Origin of the sequence: Paenibacillus nanchangensis, from assembly GCF_046543445.1 — a bacterium.
Classification (GTDB): domain Bacteria; phylum Bacillota; class Bacilli; order Paenibacillales; family Paenibacillaceae; genus Paenibacillus_AQ; species Paenibacillus_AQ nanchangensis.
On record NZ_JBHOFD010000016.1, the window covers coordinates 13,487 to 28,839 of the forward strand.

Consider the following 15,353-nt stretch of genomic DNA (forward strand, 5'->3'; position numbering starts at 1 on the left):
AGCGGCAGCGGCAGAAGCAGGAGCAGGAGCAGGACAACAAAAAGGGAGCGCCGTCCGGTGCCCCCTTTTTGTATATCGGAATGGTAATCTGCTGCATACTGCATGAAATGGCTTCCTATAACCTGGGACAAACGATTGCTTCAGCAGTCCTTTCCAACGAAACGATTCCCTATTGCTTGCGATAGGACGGAAACTTAAGGTTACCCTTCGCGTTTCAGCGATTCAGCGCTGTAGACTTTGATGTCCATCGGAGCTGCCAGAAATTCCGGAGCTTTGGCTGCGAAGCCGGTAAAATGCGGGCTTGCGCTGTGAGCGGCCATCGCCTCGGCGTCGCGCCAGGTCTCGACCATGATAAATTCGTTTTCCCGCTCAGCATGCTCATACAAATCGTAAGACAAGTTGCCAGCTTCCTGCAGGGTAGCGGCAATCAGCGGTTTGGCTTCTTCCAAAAAATCGGTTTTGCGGTCCGGACGGACCTGGAGCACGGCATGAATAATGAACATTGTAATATCCCCCGGATGCGCAAGAAAGACTCCGGATAATGATTGTGAACAATCATTTTGCATAATATATAATACTGCGGGAGATGCGGTCCGTCAACTTGTTCCATCACCCAGGGATTCGCTATGTTAGCGGATGCCGGGGATATGTTGCGTGACACTGCGATGGAGATTTAACTAACTTCCGCGTATCGATTTTGAGATGGGGCAATCCGGACGGCCTTCCGCTCGATGATATTATAGGAGCAGGACAGCAGGACAGCAGGACAGCAGCTGCCAAGAGCATGGCTTTCGTATCTATTGCGTGTTCGGAAAAAAAACAAACAACAACACCTGGTTGATCAAGGGTGTTGTTGTTTGTCGTTGCAGCCAGGTCCGGCTGTCCATAATTCACCTGCTGTTATGTCCGTGCAACCTCCGGTTCACCTGCCCGTCACTCGTGTTACTTTTGCAGCGCCGCGGCAAAGTTAAAGGCGAGAGTGGCGGCTTCCGCTCTGGTTACCGGCGAGGCGGCCCGGAAGCTGCCGTCGCTGTATCCGCGGACCAGCCCGATCTGGCGGGCTTTGAGGAGAGCAGTCCTGGCGTCAGAAGGCAGTCCGGCAAGATCGGGAGAAGCGGATGCCGGAGCCGGGAACGGAACCGAAGCTGGAGCATTTTCGAATACCTGGCCCCGCATCGCCTCGTACAGCGCAACAAGGCTGCCGATGGCTTCAGACCGGGTGGCGGCTTGAGCCGGGGGCGAAGACTTAGACGCCGGAATGGAGGACGCAGCAAACGGGACGCCTTCCGGGAGCAAAACCGACAGGCGTTCCAGCAGCGTCTCCAGTTCCGCAGCGGTGAGCGGAGCGTCAGGCTTGAAGCTGCCGTCCGGCGCGGCGGCGAACAGCCAGGCGGCAGACGCGTCGCTTATGCTCTTCGCGGCCCAATGCTCCGGCCGAACATCCGGATAAGCGGGTTCATAAGCGATGAAGTCATACACGGCCTTGGCGACAGTCTGGACGACCGGGTTGCCCGCGGCCTGCGCAGTGTCAAAATCGCCGGTCGTCGTTACTTCCGTCAAAACAGCGAGGGCGATTTCTTTTCCCGGCACAAGGAAATAGCCGGTGTCATGGGTCACGTTAGCGTTTTCTCCGGTTTTGTGGGCAATTGGACGGCCGTCAAGGACGGCACCGAATTTGGTCTTCACTTCTTGTGCTTTCATCCAGTCAATCAGCTGATTGCGGGAGGCATCCGACAGGAAGCTGCCTTGATAAATTTCATCCAACAGGGTGACGAGATCGCCTGCGCTGATGTAATTATCCTGTGCCGGTGTGGAAGCGGACGCGAACATTTTGCGGCCCAGATGCATGACCTGGAGATTCAGCTCGCGCATCAGGGCATCCACCTGATCCAGTCCTACGGCATCAATGAGCACGTTGGTAGCGGTGTTGTCCGACTGGGTAATCATCAGCCGGGCCAGCCGTTCCACGGTAACCTCCTGCGGGAAGGTTTCCTTTTGGAGTGAACCAGTTCCTCCTACGACATCTTCGGGTTTGACGGTGACGGTGTCGCTGAGCGCGATGCGGCCGGCATCAACCTGCTTCATTAGGGCTGCCGCCAGCGCAAGCTTGATTGTGCTGGCCGGCGCGTAAGGCTGTGCCGATCCCAGCAGCAGCGTGCCGCTCGTCTCGGGATCGCTGACCTTCCGTGCGGCAAACGAGACGCGGATGCCCTGCGCTTCGGCCTGATCGATCAGCGGGTCAACGCGAACTGCAAGCAGCGGCCAGGCTTCAGGCGATGCGGAGGAAGGAGTATCCATAGCAAAGTTATAAATCGCTTTGGCTATCCGCTGTACAAGCGGGTTGCCAATCGCTTGGGCTTCATCAAAGTCGGAGGTGGTCGTTACCTCGGTCAATACGACAACGGCAAGCTCTTTGCCCGGAATCAGGAAATAGCCGGCATCATGGGTGACATTGGCGTTTTCCCCGGTTTTGTGGGCAATCGGTTTGCCGGCTAAGGCGGCGCCGAATTTGGTCTTCACCTCCTGAGCCTTCATCCAGCCAATCAGGCGGTCACGCGATGCGGCGGAAAGCAAATCGGTCGAATAAATCCGGTCCAGCAGTGAAAGCAGATCCGGAGCATTAATGTAATTATCCTGCTCGGGCGTAGGTGCCTTGGCGAACATTTTACGTCCGAGATGCATCACGCTGAGGTTCAGCTCATCCATCAGCGCATCGACCCGTTCCAAACCTACTGCATCTATCAGCACGTTGGTGGCTGTATTATCGGATTGCGTGATCATGAGCCGGGCCAGGCGCTCAACTGTCACTTTTTGAGGGAAACTCTCCTTCTGAAGGGAGCCGGTGCCGCCCACAACATCCCCTTGTTCGACGGTGATGCTGTCGGAAAGCGCGATCTGTCCTGCGTCCACCTGTTTTAGCAGTGCGGCGGCCAGCGCAAGCTTGATTGTGCTGGCCGGCATGTAGGACGCGTCCGAGCCGAGCAGCAGGCGTCCGTCTCCAAACGAGCCGCTGAGATCCTGGACAGCTACGGCTGTTCGGATTCCGTCTTTTTCAGCGGAGGAAAGGATGGGATTCAGAATTCCAGCAAGCCGGGACAAGCCGGATGGCTGGCTGCCTGTCGGGGGCGGGGGCGGTGCACTGGCGGCCCAGGCAGAGGAAGCGGAGGTGAACAGGAGCGGAAAAATCAATACAGCACGTAATGACAATGAGAGCTTAGACCACATCTTTTGCATACAAAACCTCCTAATGTTATGTTTATGTAAATTAATATTACACATTGCTTATAATTGTTACAGGAATTATACCAGTATGTAATGTTATGTGACAATAGTTTTGTTGTCGGTTTTTGTCATGTGTGTTTCCCGGGTGTATTTAAAAGAAGGAGTGTGGTTGGAGGAACCTATCGCCGAAGCGGCTTTCAACGCTGTTTTTAGCGGAATAGGAGGTATCGACAAAAGAACAAGGAAATCGACAATTTTCCCCCATACTCCTATGGAAAAAACAGGGTTATGATTGAATTTGCGGCTATTATTCCAATCATGGAGGTAGAAGAAATGAAGCAATGTAAGCGGCACTCCTACAAATCCTGGATTGTACTGGCGGCAGGCGCGCTGTTGTTCGGCTCGCTGTCCCTGCCGGTGAACGCGGCCAAAGCGGATTCTGTCAAAGCGGACAATGCCCAGACGGACACGGCCAAAACGGATACGGCTAAAGCGGATACGGCCAAAGCAGACAATGCCCAGACGGACAATGCCAAAGCGGATTCTGCCAAAGCTGATACCGGCAAAACGAACACGACTAAAGCAGACACCAAAACGATCACCGCCATCCGGATTCAAAACCAGCCGACTGGCGAAATGTTTGAGCCCACCGGCGGCGTCGAGCCTTTTATCGACAGTGCGGGCAGAGTGCAGGTGCCGATGAGCATGATGGCCAAAGCAACCGGGTCGCAGGTAAAATGGGATGCGAAGGCGAAGTCGGCTGTGTTTACAACACCGGAGGGCAAGCAGGCGGTGTTTACGGTCGGCAGCAACAGCTATACCTCTGACGGGGTGTCTTATCCGATGGATACCGCACCCGTAAATAAAAACGGATCGATTTATGCTCCGGCAAAATACGTAGCCGATGGGGTAGGCATGTCCGTTATCTGGGTCAAGGAATGGAAACGGCTGGATTTGTATTACGGCAATGGAAGAGAAGTGCTGCTGCGTAACGGCCCGGCAATGACGGTCAAGCCGCTGCGCCTGAACGGCGAAACTAAAGACGAAGACCAATACGGCGACGTGCAAAATCTGGCGCTCCAGCTGTACCGGTTAAACGCGGAATATCACCTGGAGGATAAACGTCAGGAAGCCATCGCCAAGTTCGAAGCCTTTGTCGACAAATATGCCGGAGCGAAGCGGGCGGATGAAATTAAACGCCACTTTAAGGAGCGGACATCCGATCCGGAGTGGGATGCGCTGACGGATGCCGAGGTGAAGCAGTGGGTTGGCAAGTTTTCGCCGCTTAGCGGCGAGGATCTTCCGGCTCTCCTCAGTCATTATTGGACCGCGGACGGGAAAAACGGTATCCGCATGGTTTATAGATACAATCAAGACGATGTCATTGGGGACGGCGACCCGATCGGCAAACGCTGGCTGGGGAAATTCATTATGACGTTTGACTGGATGCCTACGGACAAACCAGGTGAATACGAACTGGATTATATCTGGTTCTACGGGTACAACGATGAGCTGCTTAAGATTAAGGACGGCATCCAGACTGAGCCGTTCTAAGGGGAAACCGCCTTTCCTGGTACGAGACCTTCGCTCCGGCAATCGGAGGGAGGTCTTTTGACGGGCGGCGGTTTGAGCCAAACCATAGTTGAATGCAGAAATGAGTTGGAAACGATGAAAGTTTATGTGCGCAAAGGCGAGGATGGACAAATTGCCAATCCGAATTTTTATGCCGCTTATGATGGATTCCGGCAGATGGGATTTGAAGTCCGGTTTTTTCAGCCCCGGCATGAAGGACTGGAAGATCACGCAAAAGAGGATGTTGTGGTAGGTTATGTGGCGGAGGTTAGAGCGGCGCTGCAAAAACACGGAATTACCGCTCCCGAAATGGATTACCCGGAGGAACTGGCAGCGTTTCTGGGACGGAAAATCTGGAGATTGAAGCTCAGCGCGATTGCCAATCATCCCGAGCGCTGGAATGTCTTCATCAAGCCGGTTGAAGACAAAAAGTTTACGGGAGTGGTTGTCCGGAGCCCCAAGGATTTGATCGGATGCGGTACCTATGGAGAGGACCCTGATATTTTGTGCTCTGAAGTGGTGAAATTTAAGACGGAATGGCGATGTTTTGTCCGCTATGGCACCATTCTGGATGTGCGCAGATACCGGGGCGATTGGAGGGCGCAGTTTGATTACCGGGTGGTGGAGGAGATGGTGCAGAAGTTTAATACAGCCCCGAAGGGTTACGCGCTGGACGTCGGTCTCACCGAAACGGGGCAAACGCTTCTGATTGAAGTAAATGACGGGTATGCGCTCGGGCATTACGGACTGCAGGCGCTGGACTATGCGAAGCTGCTTTCGGCCAGATGGGCCGAGCTGACAGCGTCGGTGGATGAGTGTGATTTTTAACGTTAGCAGCATGCCATTTGTGGGCGCACAGATCTCATTGCGCATACAGATCTCACACAGTTCGCATACAGATCTCATATAGATCGCATATAGATCGCATATCGATCGCATATCGATCACGTAAATAGATAACATGGCTAAGCTCCGCCTAGGCAGGCGGGGTTTTTTTGGCGTTCGCCCGCAGCGGGTACAGCAAAGCGGAATCAATACAGCCCGCCTGTACAGCAATCCTGAAATAGTACAGTAACATTCCGCTGCGCCGCGCGTTATGCTTGAGACTGCGAAGCCGGGGAGCCAGCTGGCCGGGTAAGGAGAGGGGGGGAGAACAACGGCGGGCAGTGGCTTGTTATGAATGCGGTTTCATTATCGCTTGGAGAATACTACCGAACCAGGAGGAACTTATGAATTGGAGCGAGGTTATCGACCGGACGCTTGAAATCACTAAACAAAATATCGCTCGCTTTGGCGGCCGTTTTCCTCATGTCAGCCATGGGGACGGCAAATACCAGCTGATGAATCATACGGATTGGACAGAAGGCTTTTGGCCGGGCATTCTGTGGCTCAGCTACGAATACAGCGGGGACAAAGCATTCCGTGAGGCGGCCGTGGCGGGAGTGGAAACCTTCAAAAAACGGCTGGAGCAGGAAAGCAACCTGCAGCACCATGATCTGGGCTTCCTGTATTCCTTGTCCACGGGAGCGCAGTGGATGCTGGAACGCGACGAAGCGGCTCGGGCGGCGACGCTGCAGGCAGCGGATGTGCTGATGAAGCGGTGGCGTCCGTCGGCGCGGATTTTTCAGGCGTGGGGACCCGAAGGCGACGAGGAGAACGGCGGCCGGATCATTATCGACTGTCTGATGAACCTGCCCTTATTGTATTGGGCGTCCGAGCAGACGGGTGACCCCAAATACGCTGATGCCGCGCGCGTTCATGCCGACCGGAGCAGACGATTCCTCGTCCGGGGGGACGATTCATCTTACCACACCTTTTATTTTGATCCGGCGACAGGCAATGCTGTACGCGGCGGGACCCATCAAGGCTACGAGGACGGGTCAACTTGGACCCGGGGACAGGCGTGGGGAGTATACGGGTTCGCGCTGGCGTACCGCTATTTCGGGGACGACCGTTATCTGGACACGGCCAAACGGCTTGCGCGTTATTTCATGGCAAATGTCCCTGAGGATCTCGTAGCATACTGGGACTTTGATGTACCGGTGGAGGCGGATACGCCAAGGGACAGCTCTGCCTCCGCGATTACGGCTTGCGGCCTGATGGAGCTTGCGGCACAGCTTCCGGACTCCGATCCGGAGCGGGCGGTTTTTTTGTCCTTCGCCGAACGGTCCATGGAGGCGATGGTGCAGAGCTGCTTCGACGGAAGCAAGCCTGAGGAGGAAGGGTTTCTGCGGCATGGCTCCTATTTTGTGCGAGGCGGGGTTGCGGCGGACGATTTTGTAATCTGGGGCGACTATTTTTTTCTGGAAGCGCTGATGCGTCTGGAGAAACAAACCCCCGGATACTGGTATGAACGGGAGAGCCGCTGACTCTTAAGGTTAGTTCCTGAACGCGGATTTCATTTCGGCAAGATCCTATCATGCGGGAGGCGGTCTGGTTGAAACGGAAAAAAGGATGGAAGTTCGGTATAGCTGTGCTTGCTCTGCTGACGATGCTGCCTGCGGGAATAGGCAGTGCGGCCCCTGTGCTGGAAGAAGTGCCCTTCCCGATGGATTCAAGCAACCAAGCGGGATGGTGGTCGCCGCTCGATACTTACGGCCTTGGTTATGAGTATGCGTATCTGGCTTACAACAGCCCGGGGAAAATCGCGGGCAAACACACGGTTTCCATCGCCCGGCGCGATCATGCGGGAGCATGGACCCGCCTCCCGCTGATGGACGGCGCTGTCCCCGCGGAGTATGACGACGACTTGGGGCACAATCAGCCGTCGATCGCCAGAGACGGAAGCGGCCGGTTTCATGTGTTCGCCTCGATGCATAGCAACTCTTGGCGGTATTTCCGTTCTGATACGGTGGGCGGGATTCCCCAAAATCATTCCGATGAGCTGCCTGCGGGAATGAAGCTGACCTACCCGATCGTTAAAACCGCGCCGAACGGTGACGTGTATTTATTTGTTCGCGCCGATAAAGACCCCGCCGGCAAAAGAGAAGGCCTGCTCTTCCGCTGGGACAACGCCGGGTCATCCTGGAGCCAGATCGGGGTTATCGTCTCGGGGCTGAACCGGTCCGTGTACCCGGATGATCTGGTGTTCGACTCAAACGGCGATCTGCATCTTGTGTTCGAATGGGCGCATTTTGCCGCCAGCGCTTTGCGCCATGAGTTGTCCTATCTGAAGTACAGCCCTTCTACGGGCAAGTTCTATAAAGCTGACGGAAGCGAAGTCTCCACGCCGGTTACACTCGCAGCGGCGGATGTAGTTCAGCCTCTGGCGCCCAGCGAAGTTTATGTATGGAGCGGCAGCGATCCGGGCGGGCCCGGCGTCCAAAGCGCCAAGCTGACGCTTGATTCCCAGAACCGGCCGGTCATCGCTTACCGTTACCGCGAGGAAGGCGGCACGGATTTTACGGTGAAGCAGGCAACTTACGGTGCAGGCGGCTGGGAGCTGCAAACCGTTTTTGACGCCGCGCCGACTCGCGCTGCGATCGACGTGACCTGGGCGGGAACGGGAGCCCGGATCTATTATGTGAAGACCAGCGGAACGGATCGGGCGTTTGTGGCGGTTAACACGGGCGGAGGCGGAGGTGGAGGCTGGACCGAAACCTCCATCGCCCCGGGCCTTCCGATCGAACGGCTGGCGGTGGAGCGCAGCCCAAAGGGCATCGACATTTTGTATCTGGTCGATGTTCCGAACGTGAAGCTGTATTATGGGCGGAACGAATAATGGGAGGAACGAATAGCAGTTCAGGATGATAATTACGCGTGTGGCCTCTGCCGGTTGGCGGGGGCTTTTTTTGCGATGGTGAAACGGACAGGTCTTGGCAATAAACTGAGACATTAAATATAGGGATGAGGGGGATGCGGGGCAGCCCGGGAACGGCGGGAGTGATGCGCGACGGGGGAGCGTCTGCTTTGATTTCAATAAATAGATGTCATAGGAAACGGGGAGAGATCAAGGTATGATGTAGCCAATTGAATGAAATGAAGGTTAGAACGTAGGGGGCGGGAAGTCGAATGATTTTTTATTTAAACGTGTGGATTCCTTTAGCCGTGCTGCTTCCCAGCCTGGTGATGATCGGCTTGCCTCCCCAAAATACGCCCGGTCTTTCGGGTTCGCGGAGCGTCCGCGGTCTGGCCATCGCTGAAGGAATAGGAAGAATCGGGGTGTTTGCGGCTCCGCTTGTGTCCCCCGTGCATCATGAAACGATAGGCGAATGGGCAGGATGGCTGGGGATGGCGGTGTTTTTGCTGCTGTATTATGCCGGGTGGCTGCGTTATTTCGTGCAGGGCCGGGAGTTTGAGCTGCTGTACCGCCCCCTGCTGGGGATTCCGGTGCCTTTGGCGGTGCTGCCGGTACTGTATTTTGCGGCTGCGTCCGTTGTTCTGCATTCGGTGTGGATGCTGCTTGCCGCTGTCTTACTGGGCGCCGGGCATATTCCGGCGAGTATGCTGATGTACAGGGAGATTGCAGACGGCGGCGCGGATTAATCCGAGGTGCGGAGCGGCGGAGGGAAGGCGGCAGGAGGATTTTTTTGCGGGTGGCTGCGCGTTTAAGGTTGACTAAAGGTTTGTCCTCTATTCTACTGCCAAGGGATACAATCCCCACACCCAACAAGGAGGACATCAACAATGAAAAAAAATACGATAGCAGCAAGCGTATTGGCACTCGCAATTACGGTGGGCGGAGGCAGTCTGATTACAGGACAGGCTTTTGCGGCCACCAGTACAGGGACAGCATCCACAGCTCAATCGGCGGCAGCTAAGGCTGACGGAACGGCAAAAGGACGCGGCGGAGACCGCGGGCTTCATGCCAAAATTGACCAGGCAGCGCTTGCATCCTTATTTAAGATGACGGAGCCGGAATTGCGCACAGCCCAGAAAGCAGGAAAAACACTTGCAACCATCGCAGGCGAACAAGGTGTCACCGTTCAGTCCGTTATTGATGTGATTGCCAAGCAGCTGACAGCCAATCTGGATACGAAGCTGGCGGACGGCAAGCTGACGCAGGCCCAATATGACACGGCCAAAGCGGAAGTGACGACCCGGGCGACGGAGTTGGCGAACCGGGCGTTAACTGGCAAAAGCGGAATGGGCGGACACGGCGGGGCTAAAATTGATGAAGCCGCCATCGCCGCGCTGCTTGGGATGACGGAAACGGAATTTGATGCCGCGGAGGATGCCGGCAAGTCGATCGCAAGCATGGCTACAGAAAAAGGCGTCGATCAGCAGAAGGTAATTGACCTCGTTACCAAGCAGCTGACCACAGCGCTTGACGAGCGGTTGACGGACGGCAAAATCACGCAAACGGAATATGATGCGCAAAAAGCCAAGCTGGCGTCCAAAGCGCAGGAGATTGTAAATAACACGCATACTGGTAAAGGCAAAGGCGGCCACCGGGACCGCGACGACGAAGCAGCTGGTACAGCAGCGTCTGCTGACTGAACGATTGGGTGACAGGAACGTAGAGTGTCTGATAGGCAATAGGTAAGGGATCCCCGCTTCAGATGAGGAAGTTCCCTGCTTCGGATGAAGAAGTCCCTGCATCGGATGAGAAAGTTCTCTGCTTCGGATGAGGAAGTCCCCGCTTCGGATGAGGAAGTTCCCTGCATCAGATGAGGAAGTTCTCTGCTGCGGATGAGGCGGGGGCGTATATTAGAGGTATCCTAATTTGCGGTCGGGATGGTCGTGATGATATATAGGGTGAGAATGGCGCTCCCTCCGCTGCGCAGTATCGTACGTTTGTCGTATCGGTCGATAGTCAGCGACACAAAAACGATGATAATCATGGCCAGCGTAATCAGATGCCACTTGGAGAAAAGTAGATGTGATTTACCAAATCCCGTACTACATTTTTATCACTATGCCAGCGACGGATACCTGCTATAATATCAGCATATGAGGTCGTGAAGAACACGCCGCTTGAATACAGGGACATCCTCCTTTTTTAAGGTAGGGATGACTGCATTCAAGCGGCGTTTGTTTTACAAATTTGCTTATGGGGGAGAACACCAATGTCACGGTTCAATCAACAGTATGAGGAATGGATGCACAGTAACTTGGCTGCAGAGAGGAATCCAAGAAGAACAGAGTTGCTGCAAAAAGGGTTGGGACACGGGACTGTAGAGTTCTTACGCTCTGTCTGGTTCCCGGCGGTCGGCAATTTCAATCACTTGTTTCCCGAATGGGAAGTGCGGGATTTCGGCAACGGGTACCGCTATTTGGATCTGGCCTATATGCCTGCTGGAGCTAAAGGAGGAATAGAAATTCAGGGATTTGGACCTCATGCCAGAGATCTGGATGTCCGGCGGTTCAAGGATTTATGCCGGCGGCATTGCCTGTTGTCTTTGGATGGTTGGACTTTTCTGCCCATTGCTTATCCTTCAATTGTTGATGAGCCCAAGCAATGCCAGCAATTGGTGCTGGCGTTTATAGGCAAGTTTATCGCGTCGGACGTTCCCTCCACTTTGTCCTGGCTGGAAGCCGAAACGGTACGATTTTCGCGCCGTCTGTTGCGGCCTTTCACTCCTTTGGAGCTTGCAGGCCACCTTAGAATATGTGACCGGCAAGCCAGACGCATACTGCATAATCTGGTTGATCTGCAAATGCTGTACATCGCCAGCGGCCAAGAGCGAGTCCGAACCTACAAGCTGCGATCATTAGCTAAAAGCGATCATTAGCTGAATTGGTAACAGGTAACAGGTAACAGGTAACAGGTAACAGGTGACGGGTGATGGGTAACAGGTGACAGGTAACAAGTGGCAGGTGACAGGTGACGGGTAATAGGTGACAGGTACAGGTAACAGGTAATAGGTACGGGCCCATGCGGACCCATGCAAACCCATGAGGACCCATACGGACCCATACAACTTGCCCATGAGCGGACTCAGATTCCGCTATTCTCTATATTTAGCGCCGTAACATGAGGATGCCGGACTCAGATTCCGCTATTTGAGCAGCAGCACCTTATTAATGTGCTGTTCATGGCTATTAGCGGAACTACAGTCCGCGAACTTACGAATAATCGCCAAACTAAGCGAATAGCGGAATTACAGTCCACCTTGAGAAGCATAAGCGAATGATGACGGAAGCTGCATGAGACACGCCTGGCTGGCGCGCGGCTGAACATCGCGACGCCTACCCAACCCGCATCAGACGCGGCTGAACATCGCGCGGTTGGACGGCGTGCGCCCTGACAATGGCGCAGCCGGACATCGCGTGTCTGGACATCGCCACGCCTACCGCATTACATCGCGTGCAGGCGGGGATTTGCCTTCCCATTTGCATTAAACCGCATGTAGGCGGGGATTTGCCTTCTCATTTGCATAACACCGCGTGTAGGTGGGAATTTGCCTTCCCATTTGCATTAAACCGCGTGCAAGGAGATTGCACGCGGTACCCATGGTTTACAAAATATAAGCCAGCTTGTTGTGGCGGAAATACAGATAGTGGCTTCCATAAACGACCATTCCCGCGGATTCGTAAACCTCGTCCGGCTTGCCCCAAGACAGATAGACTTCATTTATCGTCATCCCGGTAACCACTCGTTCTTCTTGAATGGCCTTCCACATTTTGTCGCTGATTTTCAACTCCGTACGGGGATTCTTGAAATAAAAAAAATCATTAATTTCATCTTGAAGTTCATCGGATGAACTCGTGATCAACTTGATTTCCTCTCCGCTCGCCCGGCGCACCTGAACCAGGAGCGTACTGTCTGCGGGATCGGGCACCAGATTCAGGAGGGTGACTTTTTCCATGTTCTTGAATGGGCTGTTTTTGATCCTGGAGTTGTCGATCCAAGCCGGAGCGCCGTTATACACGGATTTCAAGTCTTGAAGATAGTCCGCGGTATAAAAAGAATCCTCTCCGCTTACAGGGTCGCTCAACGTCCAAATTGTGCCGTCTTCCTGCTGCATGGTGAATTCCATCGTGGACCCGCCGTCATAACTTACATCCGTAATCCAATGGGCGCCCGGGTAGCCGAATACGTATACTTTTCTGCCGACAGCCTTGCCCATCGTACCTGGCAGCTGGCTGATGCTGGAGAGCATCGCGTTGCTTTTTGTTTTGCCTTCCGCCGTTGTCCATATGAACAGGGCGTTTGCGCTTGACGCATATTTGCCGTCCAGGTTTCCAATCTTCAGCAGCGTTTTGAAGGCGACATAGTTGGCGTTCTGATGTTGTATGGAGTTATACGGTCCCAGCTTGGTGGTTCCTTTGCTGCCTGTCAGCACGATGCCGGAAGAGGTATTGACCGAAATGCCGGGAATTTGCGCCGCCAGCTTCACTGGCACATAGGTTGATCCTTCAGCTGCAAGGGATTTGGCGGGCGAGATGAGCAGCTTGCCATTGACAAAGGTGGCGAGCTCTTTGGGTTCAGGCGATTTGGCCGCCGCGGCCGTCTGCGTCCCAAACGGCGAAACGATGCCGAGGAGCAGCAGTACTGCTGTTAGCAGCAGCGTAATTGATTTTTTCATGAACAAAATTCCCCCAGTGTGTATGTATTGTTGTAACATGCAGCCGTGGATGCGAGCCGCTTCTATCATTTTGACAAAGTTCGGGGGAATCCTTTAATTTGCGATGAATTTCTTGTTTTATCTGTTCTACTCTAATCTAATCTAATCTAATCTACTCTACTCTACTCTACTCTACTCTACTCTACTCTACTCTACTCTACTCTGTTCTTCTCTGCTCTACACCCCATCAAACAAATGCTTGTGCTTGCCGAAAAATTGATAAAAAAATCGAACATTGTCCAGCTCAAACCATTCTGCTGTTTGTAAGGGCCTGGCGTCCAAATTGTAAATTTTGGCGTGTAATGTACCTAACATAAAGGGGGAATGAGTGGCGATTATAAACTGGCTGTCCAAATATCGTGCAAGCTCATTGATTTGTTCCGCCAGCCGGATCTGATTCGCAGGAGACAGTGACGTTTCCGGCTCATCCAATAAGTACAATTGCCCAGGAAGCAGATATTCCTCAAAAAACTGCATCGAGGTTTCTCCATTGGAGTATTTTTCTTGTGCGAATTGAATGTTCTCCAGCTTCTTCTTTAACGCATACGAAGCCTCATATTCGGCCGCCTGTTCCTTGCTCATCCCTATGCCGGCTTCTTCATACAGCAGTGCTTCACGCAGAACGGAGGATTGCTGGATCTTTTTGATTTCATATAAAATATCCTCCGATTTCATATAACGGCATCCTTCCGGGAGCCGCCTGATCTCACGTTCCTGCTCGTTTTGCCCCAGCTGGTAACTGCACAAATCCAGGAATTGCTGTGTAAAAATGCTTTGCCCGCCGCTTGCCATTTGTTCAGCTCCCCGAATGCCCAGCTTGTTGGCGATCATATTAAGCAAAGTGGATTTGCCGCTGCCGTTATTGCCATACAGCACGGTGATCCGGTCGAATAAAAGCACCTCTCCAGCCATGTGTTTAAGTACATAATCAGGGTAGATATTGGGATTGCGGGACGTATGGCCGGAGAGCTTAAAGCTTCTTAAATAAATCATAAGCGGACTCCTTTTGCTTGTCTTATTGTTGAGTTCCATTTTACCAGAAGTGGAAAAACGAATCTTAAAGGGGAGCGTATACCTCCAATCTCATGTGGGGTCCATACTGCCCTGCTGTAGGATTTTTGTGTTTCTGTATTTTCGTTGTACAGGCACTTCCGGGCGTTCGCCTACATACAATGAAATGACCATGAACCCGTAAAGCGAAACGGATGGGATTCATTGTACATACACGGGAGGTGTCGCGAAGGTGCCCGGAATCATTAGCACGATTGCTCTGCTGATTAAGGAATTGACGCTGCTTGTATCCTATGTCCGGAACAATGCGTTTCCGCAGCCGCTGACAGAGGAGGAAGAAAGCCGGTACCTGGGAAGAATGGCGGAAGGAGACGCCCAAGCCCGGAATCTGCTGATTGAACATAACCTGCGTCTCGTTGCCCACATCGTAAAAAAATTCGACAACACCGGAGAAGACATGGAGGATCTCATCTCCATCGGCACCATCGGCTTAATCAAAGCGATAGAAAGCTACCGCCCGAACAAAGGGACCAAGCTGGCCACCTTCGCGGCCCGGTGCATCGAAAACGAAATTCTCATGCATCTCCGCTCGCTGAAAAAAACCAAAAAGGACGTGTCGCTGCACGATCCGATTGGTACAGATAAGGAAGGCAACGAAATCACGCTGATCGATATCCTCGGCTCGGAAGCCGATGACGTGGTAAAGGAAGTTGACCTCAAGATCGAGAAAAGCAAGATCTACCGCAACCTCGACATCCTGGATGACCGGGAAAAAGAGGTCGTGGTCGGCCGCTTCGGCCTCGACACGGGCGGGGAAGAGCGGACCCAGCGGGAGATCGCGAAGGAGCTGGGGATTTCGCGGAGTTATGTGTCGCGGATAGAGAAAAGGGCGCTCATGAAGCTGTATCATGAGTTTTATAAGGCGAAAAGGTAACTTTTTAGAGCGGCTTGTCTGCGGAGGAGTCGTTCTTTTGTGCAGAAATGATCAACGTGCTTTTTTGTTACAGCAAGTTAAAGGCCATCCTTTCCGGGATGGCC

At 53.5% G+C, this 15,353-nt stretch carries 12 protein-coding genes; 8 read left to right on the top strand and 4 right to left on the bottom strand.

The genetic code is table 11. The features are described from left to right. Window positions 1-200 precede the first annotated feature (200 nt). Together ACE6ED_RS14330 and ACE6ED_RS14335 are read right to left on the bottom strand one after the other, a co-directional pair. Window positions 201-503, bottom strand: a complete 303-nt coding sequence (locus tag ACE6ED_RS14330; RefSeq protein WP_410827863.1) for a putative quinol monooxygenase — start codon at window positions 501-503, stop codon at window positions 201-203. A 439-nt stretch (window positions 504-942) separates the two neighbouring features. Then, window positions 943-3,234 (bottom strand): serine hydrolase, encoded by a 2,292-nt coding sequence (locus ACE6ED_RS14335; protein WP_410827864.1) that lies wholly within the window; start codon window positions 3,232-3,234, stop codon window positions 943-945. Window positions 3,235-3,555: 321 nt separating this feature from the next. On the opposite strand from ACE6ED_RS14335, the gene ACE6ED_RS14340 reads away from it, so the two are divergent. The 7 genes from ACE6ED_RS14340 to ACE6ED_RS14370 all read left to right on the top strand — a co-directional run bounded on the left by ACE6ED_RS14340 (window position 3,556) and on the right by ACE6ED_RS14370 (window position 11,468). Further along, a complete protein-coding gene (locus tag ACE6ED_RS14340; protein WP_410827865.1) occupies window positions 3,556-4,776 on the top strand; it encodes a copper amine oxidase N-terminal domain-containing protein in 1,221 nt (406 codons plus the stop codon). 114 nt (window positions 4,777-4,890) lie between these two features. Beyond that, a complete protein-coding gene (locus ACE6ED_RS14345; protein ID WP_410827866.1) occupies window positions 4,891-5,622 on the top strand; it encodes an ATP-grasp domain-containing protein in 732 nt (243 codons plus the stop codon). 401 nt (window positions 5,623-6,023) lie between these two features. Then, on the top strand, window positions 6,024-7,163 hold the full coding sequence (locus ACE6ED_RS14350) for a glycoside hydrolase family 88 protein (protein ID WP_410827867.1): 1,140 nt from the start codon (window positions 6,024-6,026) through the stop codon (window positions 7,161-7,163). 68 nt (window positions 7,164-7,231) lie between these two features. Then, window positions 7,232-8,515, top strand: a complete 1,284-nt coding sequence (locus ACE6ED_RS14355; RefSeq protein ID WP_410827868.1) for a BNR-4 repeat-containing protein — start codon at window positions 7,232-7,234, stop codon at window positions 8,513-8,515. Between the two features lie 290 nt (window positions 8,516-8,805). Continuing rightward, complete coding sequence (locus ACE6ED_RS14360; RefSeq protein ID WP_410827869.1) at window positions 8,806-9,279, top strand: hypothetical protein; 474 nt, start codon at window positions 8,806-8,808, stop codon at window positions 9,277-9,279. A gap of 141 nt (window positions 9,280-9,420) precedes the next feature. Further along, window positions 9,421-10,233, top strand: a complete 813-nt coding sequence (locus ACE6ED_RS14365; RefSeq protein WP_410827870.1) for a hypothetical protein — start codon at window positions 9,421-9,423, stop codon at window positions 10,231-10,233. A 569-nt stretch (window positions 10,234-10,802) separates the two neighbouring features. Next, window positions 10,803-11,468, top strand: a complete 666-nt coding sequence (locus ACE6ED_RS14370) for a transcriptional regulator (RefSeq protein WP_410827871.1) — start codon at window positions 10,803-10,805, stop codon at window positions 11,466-11,468. 726 nt (window positions 11,469-12,194) lie between these two features. Here the strand turns inward: ACE6ED_RS14370 and ACE6ED_RS14375 are convergent. Together ACE6ED_RS14375 and ACE6ED_RS14380 are read right to left on the bottom strand one after the other, a co-directional pair. Then, window positions 12,195-13,265, bottom strand: a complete 1,071-nt coding sequence (locus ACE6ED_RS14375) for a hypothetical protein (protein ID WP_410827872.1) — start codon at window positions 13,263-13,265, stop codon at window positions 12,195-12,197. A gap of 216 nt (window positions 13,266-13,481) precedes the next feature. Next, window positions 13,482-14,297 (bottom strand): AAA family ATPase, encoded by an 816-nt coding sequence (locus ACE6ED_RS14380; protein ID WP_410827873.1) that lies wholly within the window; start codon window positions 14,295-14,297, stop codon window positions 13,482-13,484. Window positions 14,298-14,547: 250 nt separating this feature from the next. Here ACE6ED_RS14380 and sigK point away from each other — a divergent pair, with 250 nt between their 5' ends. Further along, window positions 14,548-15,249 (top strand): RNA polymerase sporulation sigma factor SigK, encoded by a 702-nt coding sequence (gene sigK / locus ACE6ED_RS14385; protein WP_410827874.1) that lies wholly within the window; start codon window positions 14,548-14,550, stop codon window positions 15,247-15,249. The last annotated feature ends 104 nt before the right edge of the window (window positions 15,250-15,353 follow it).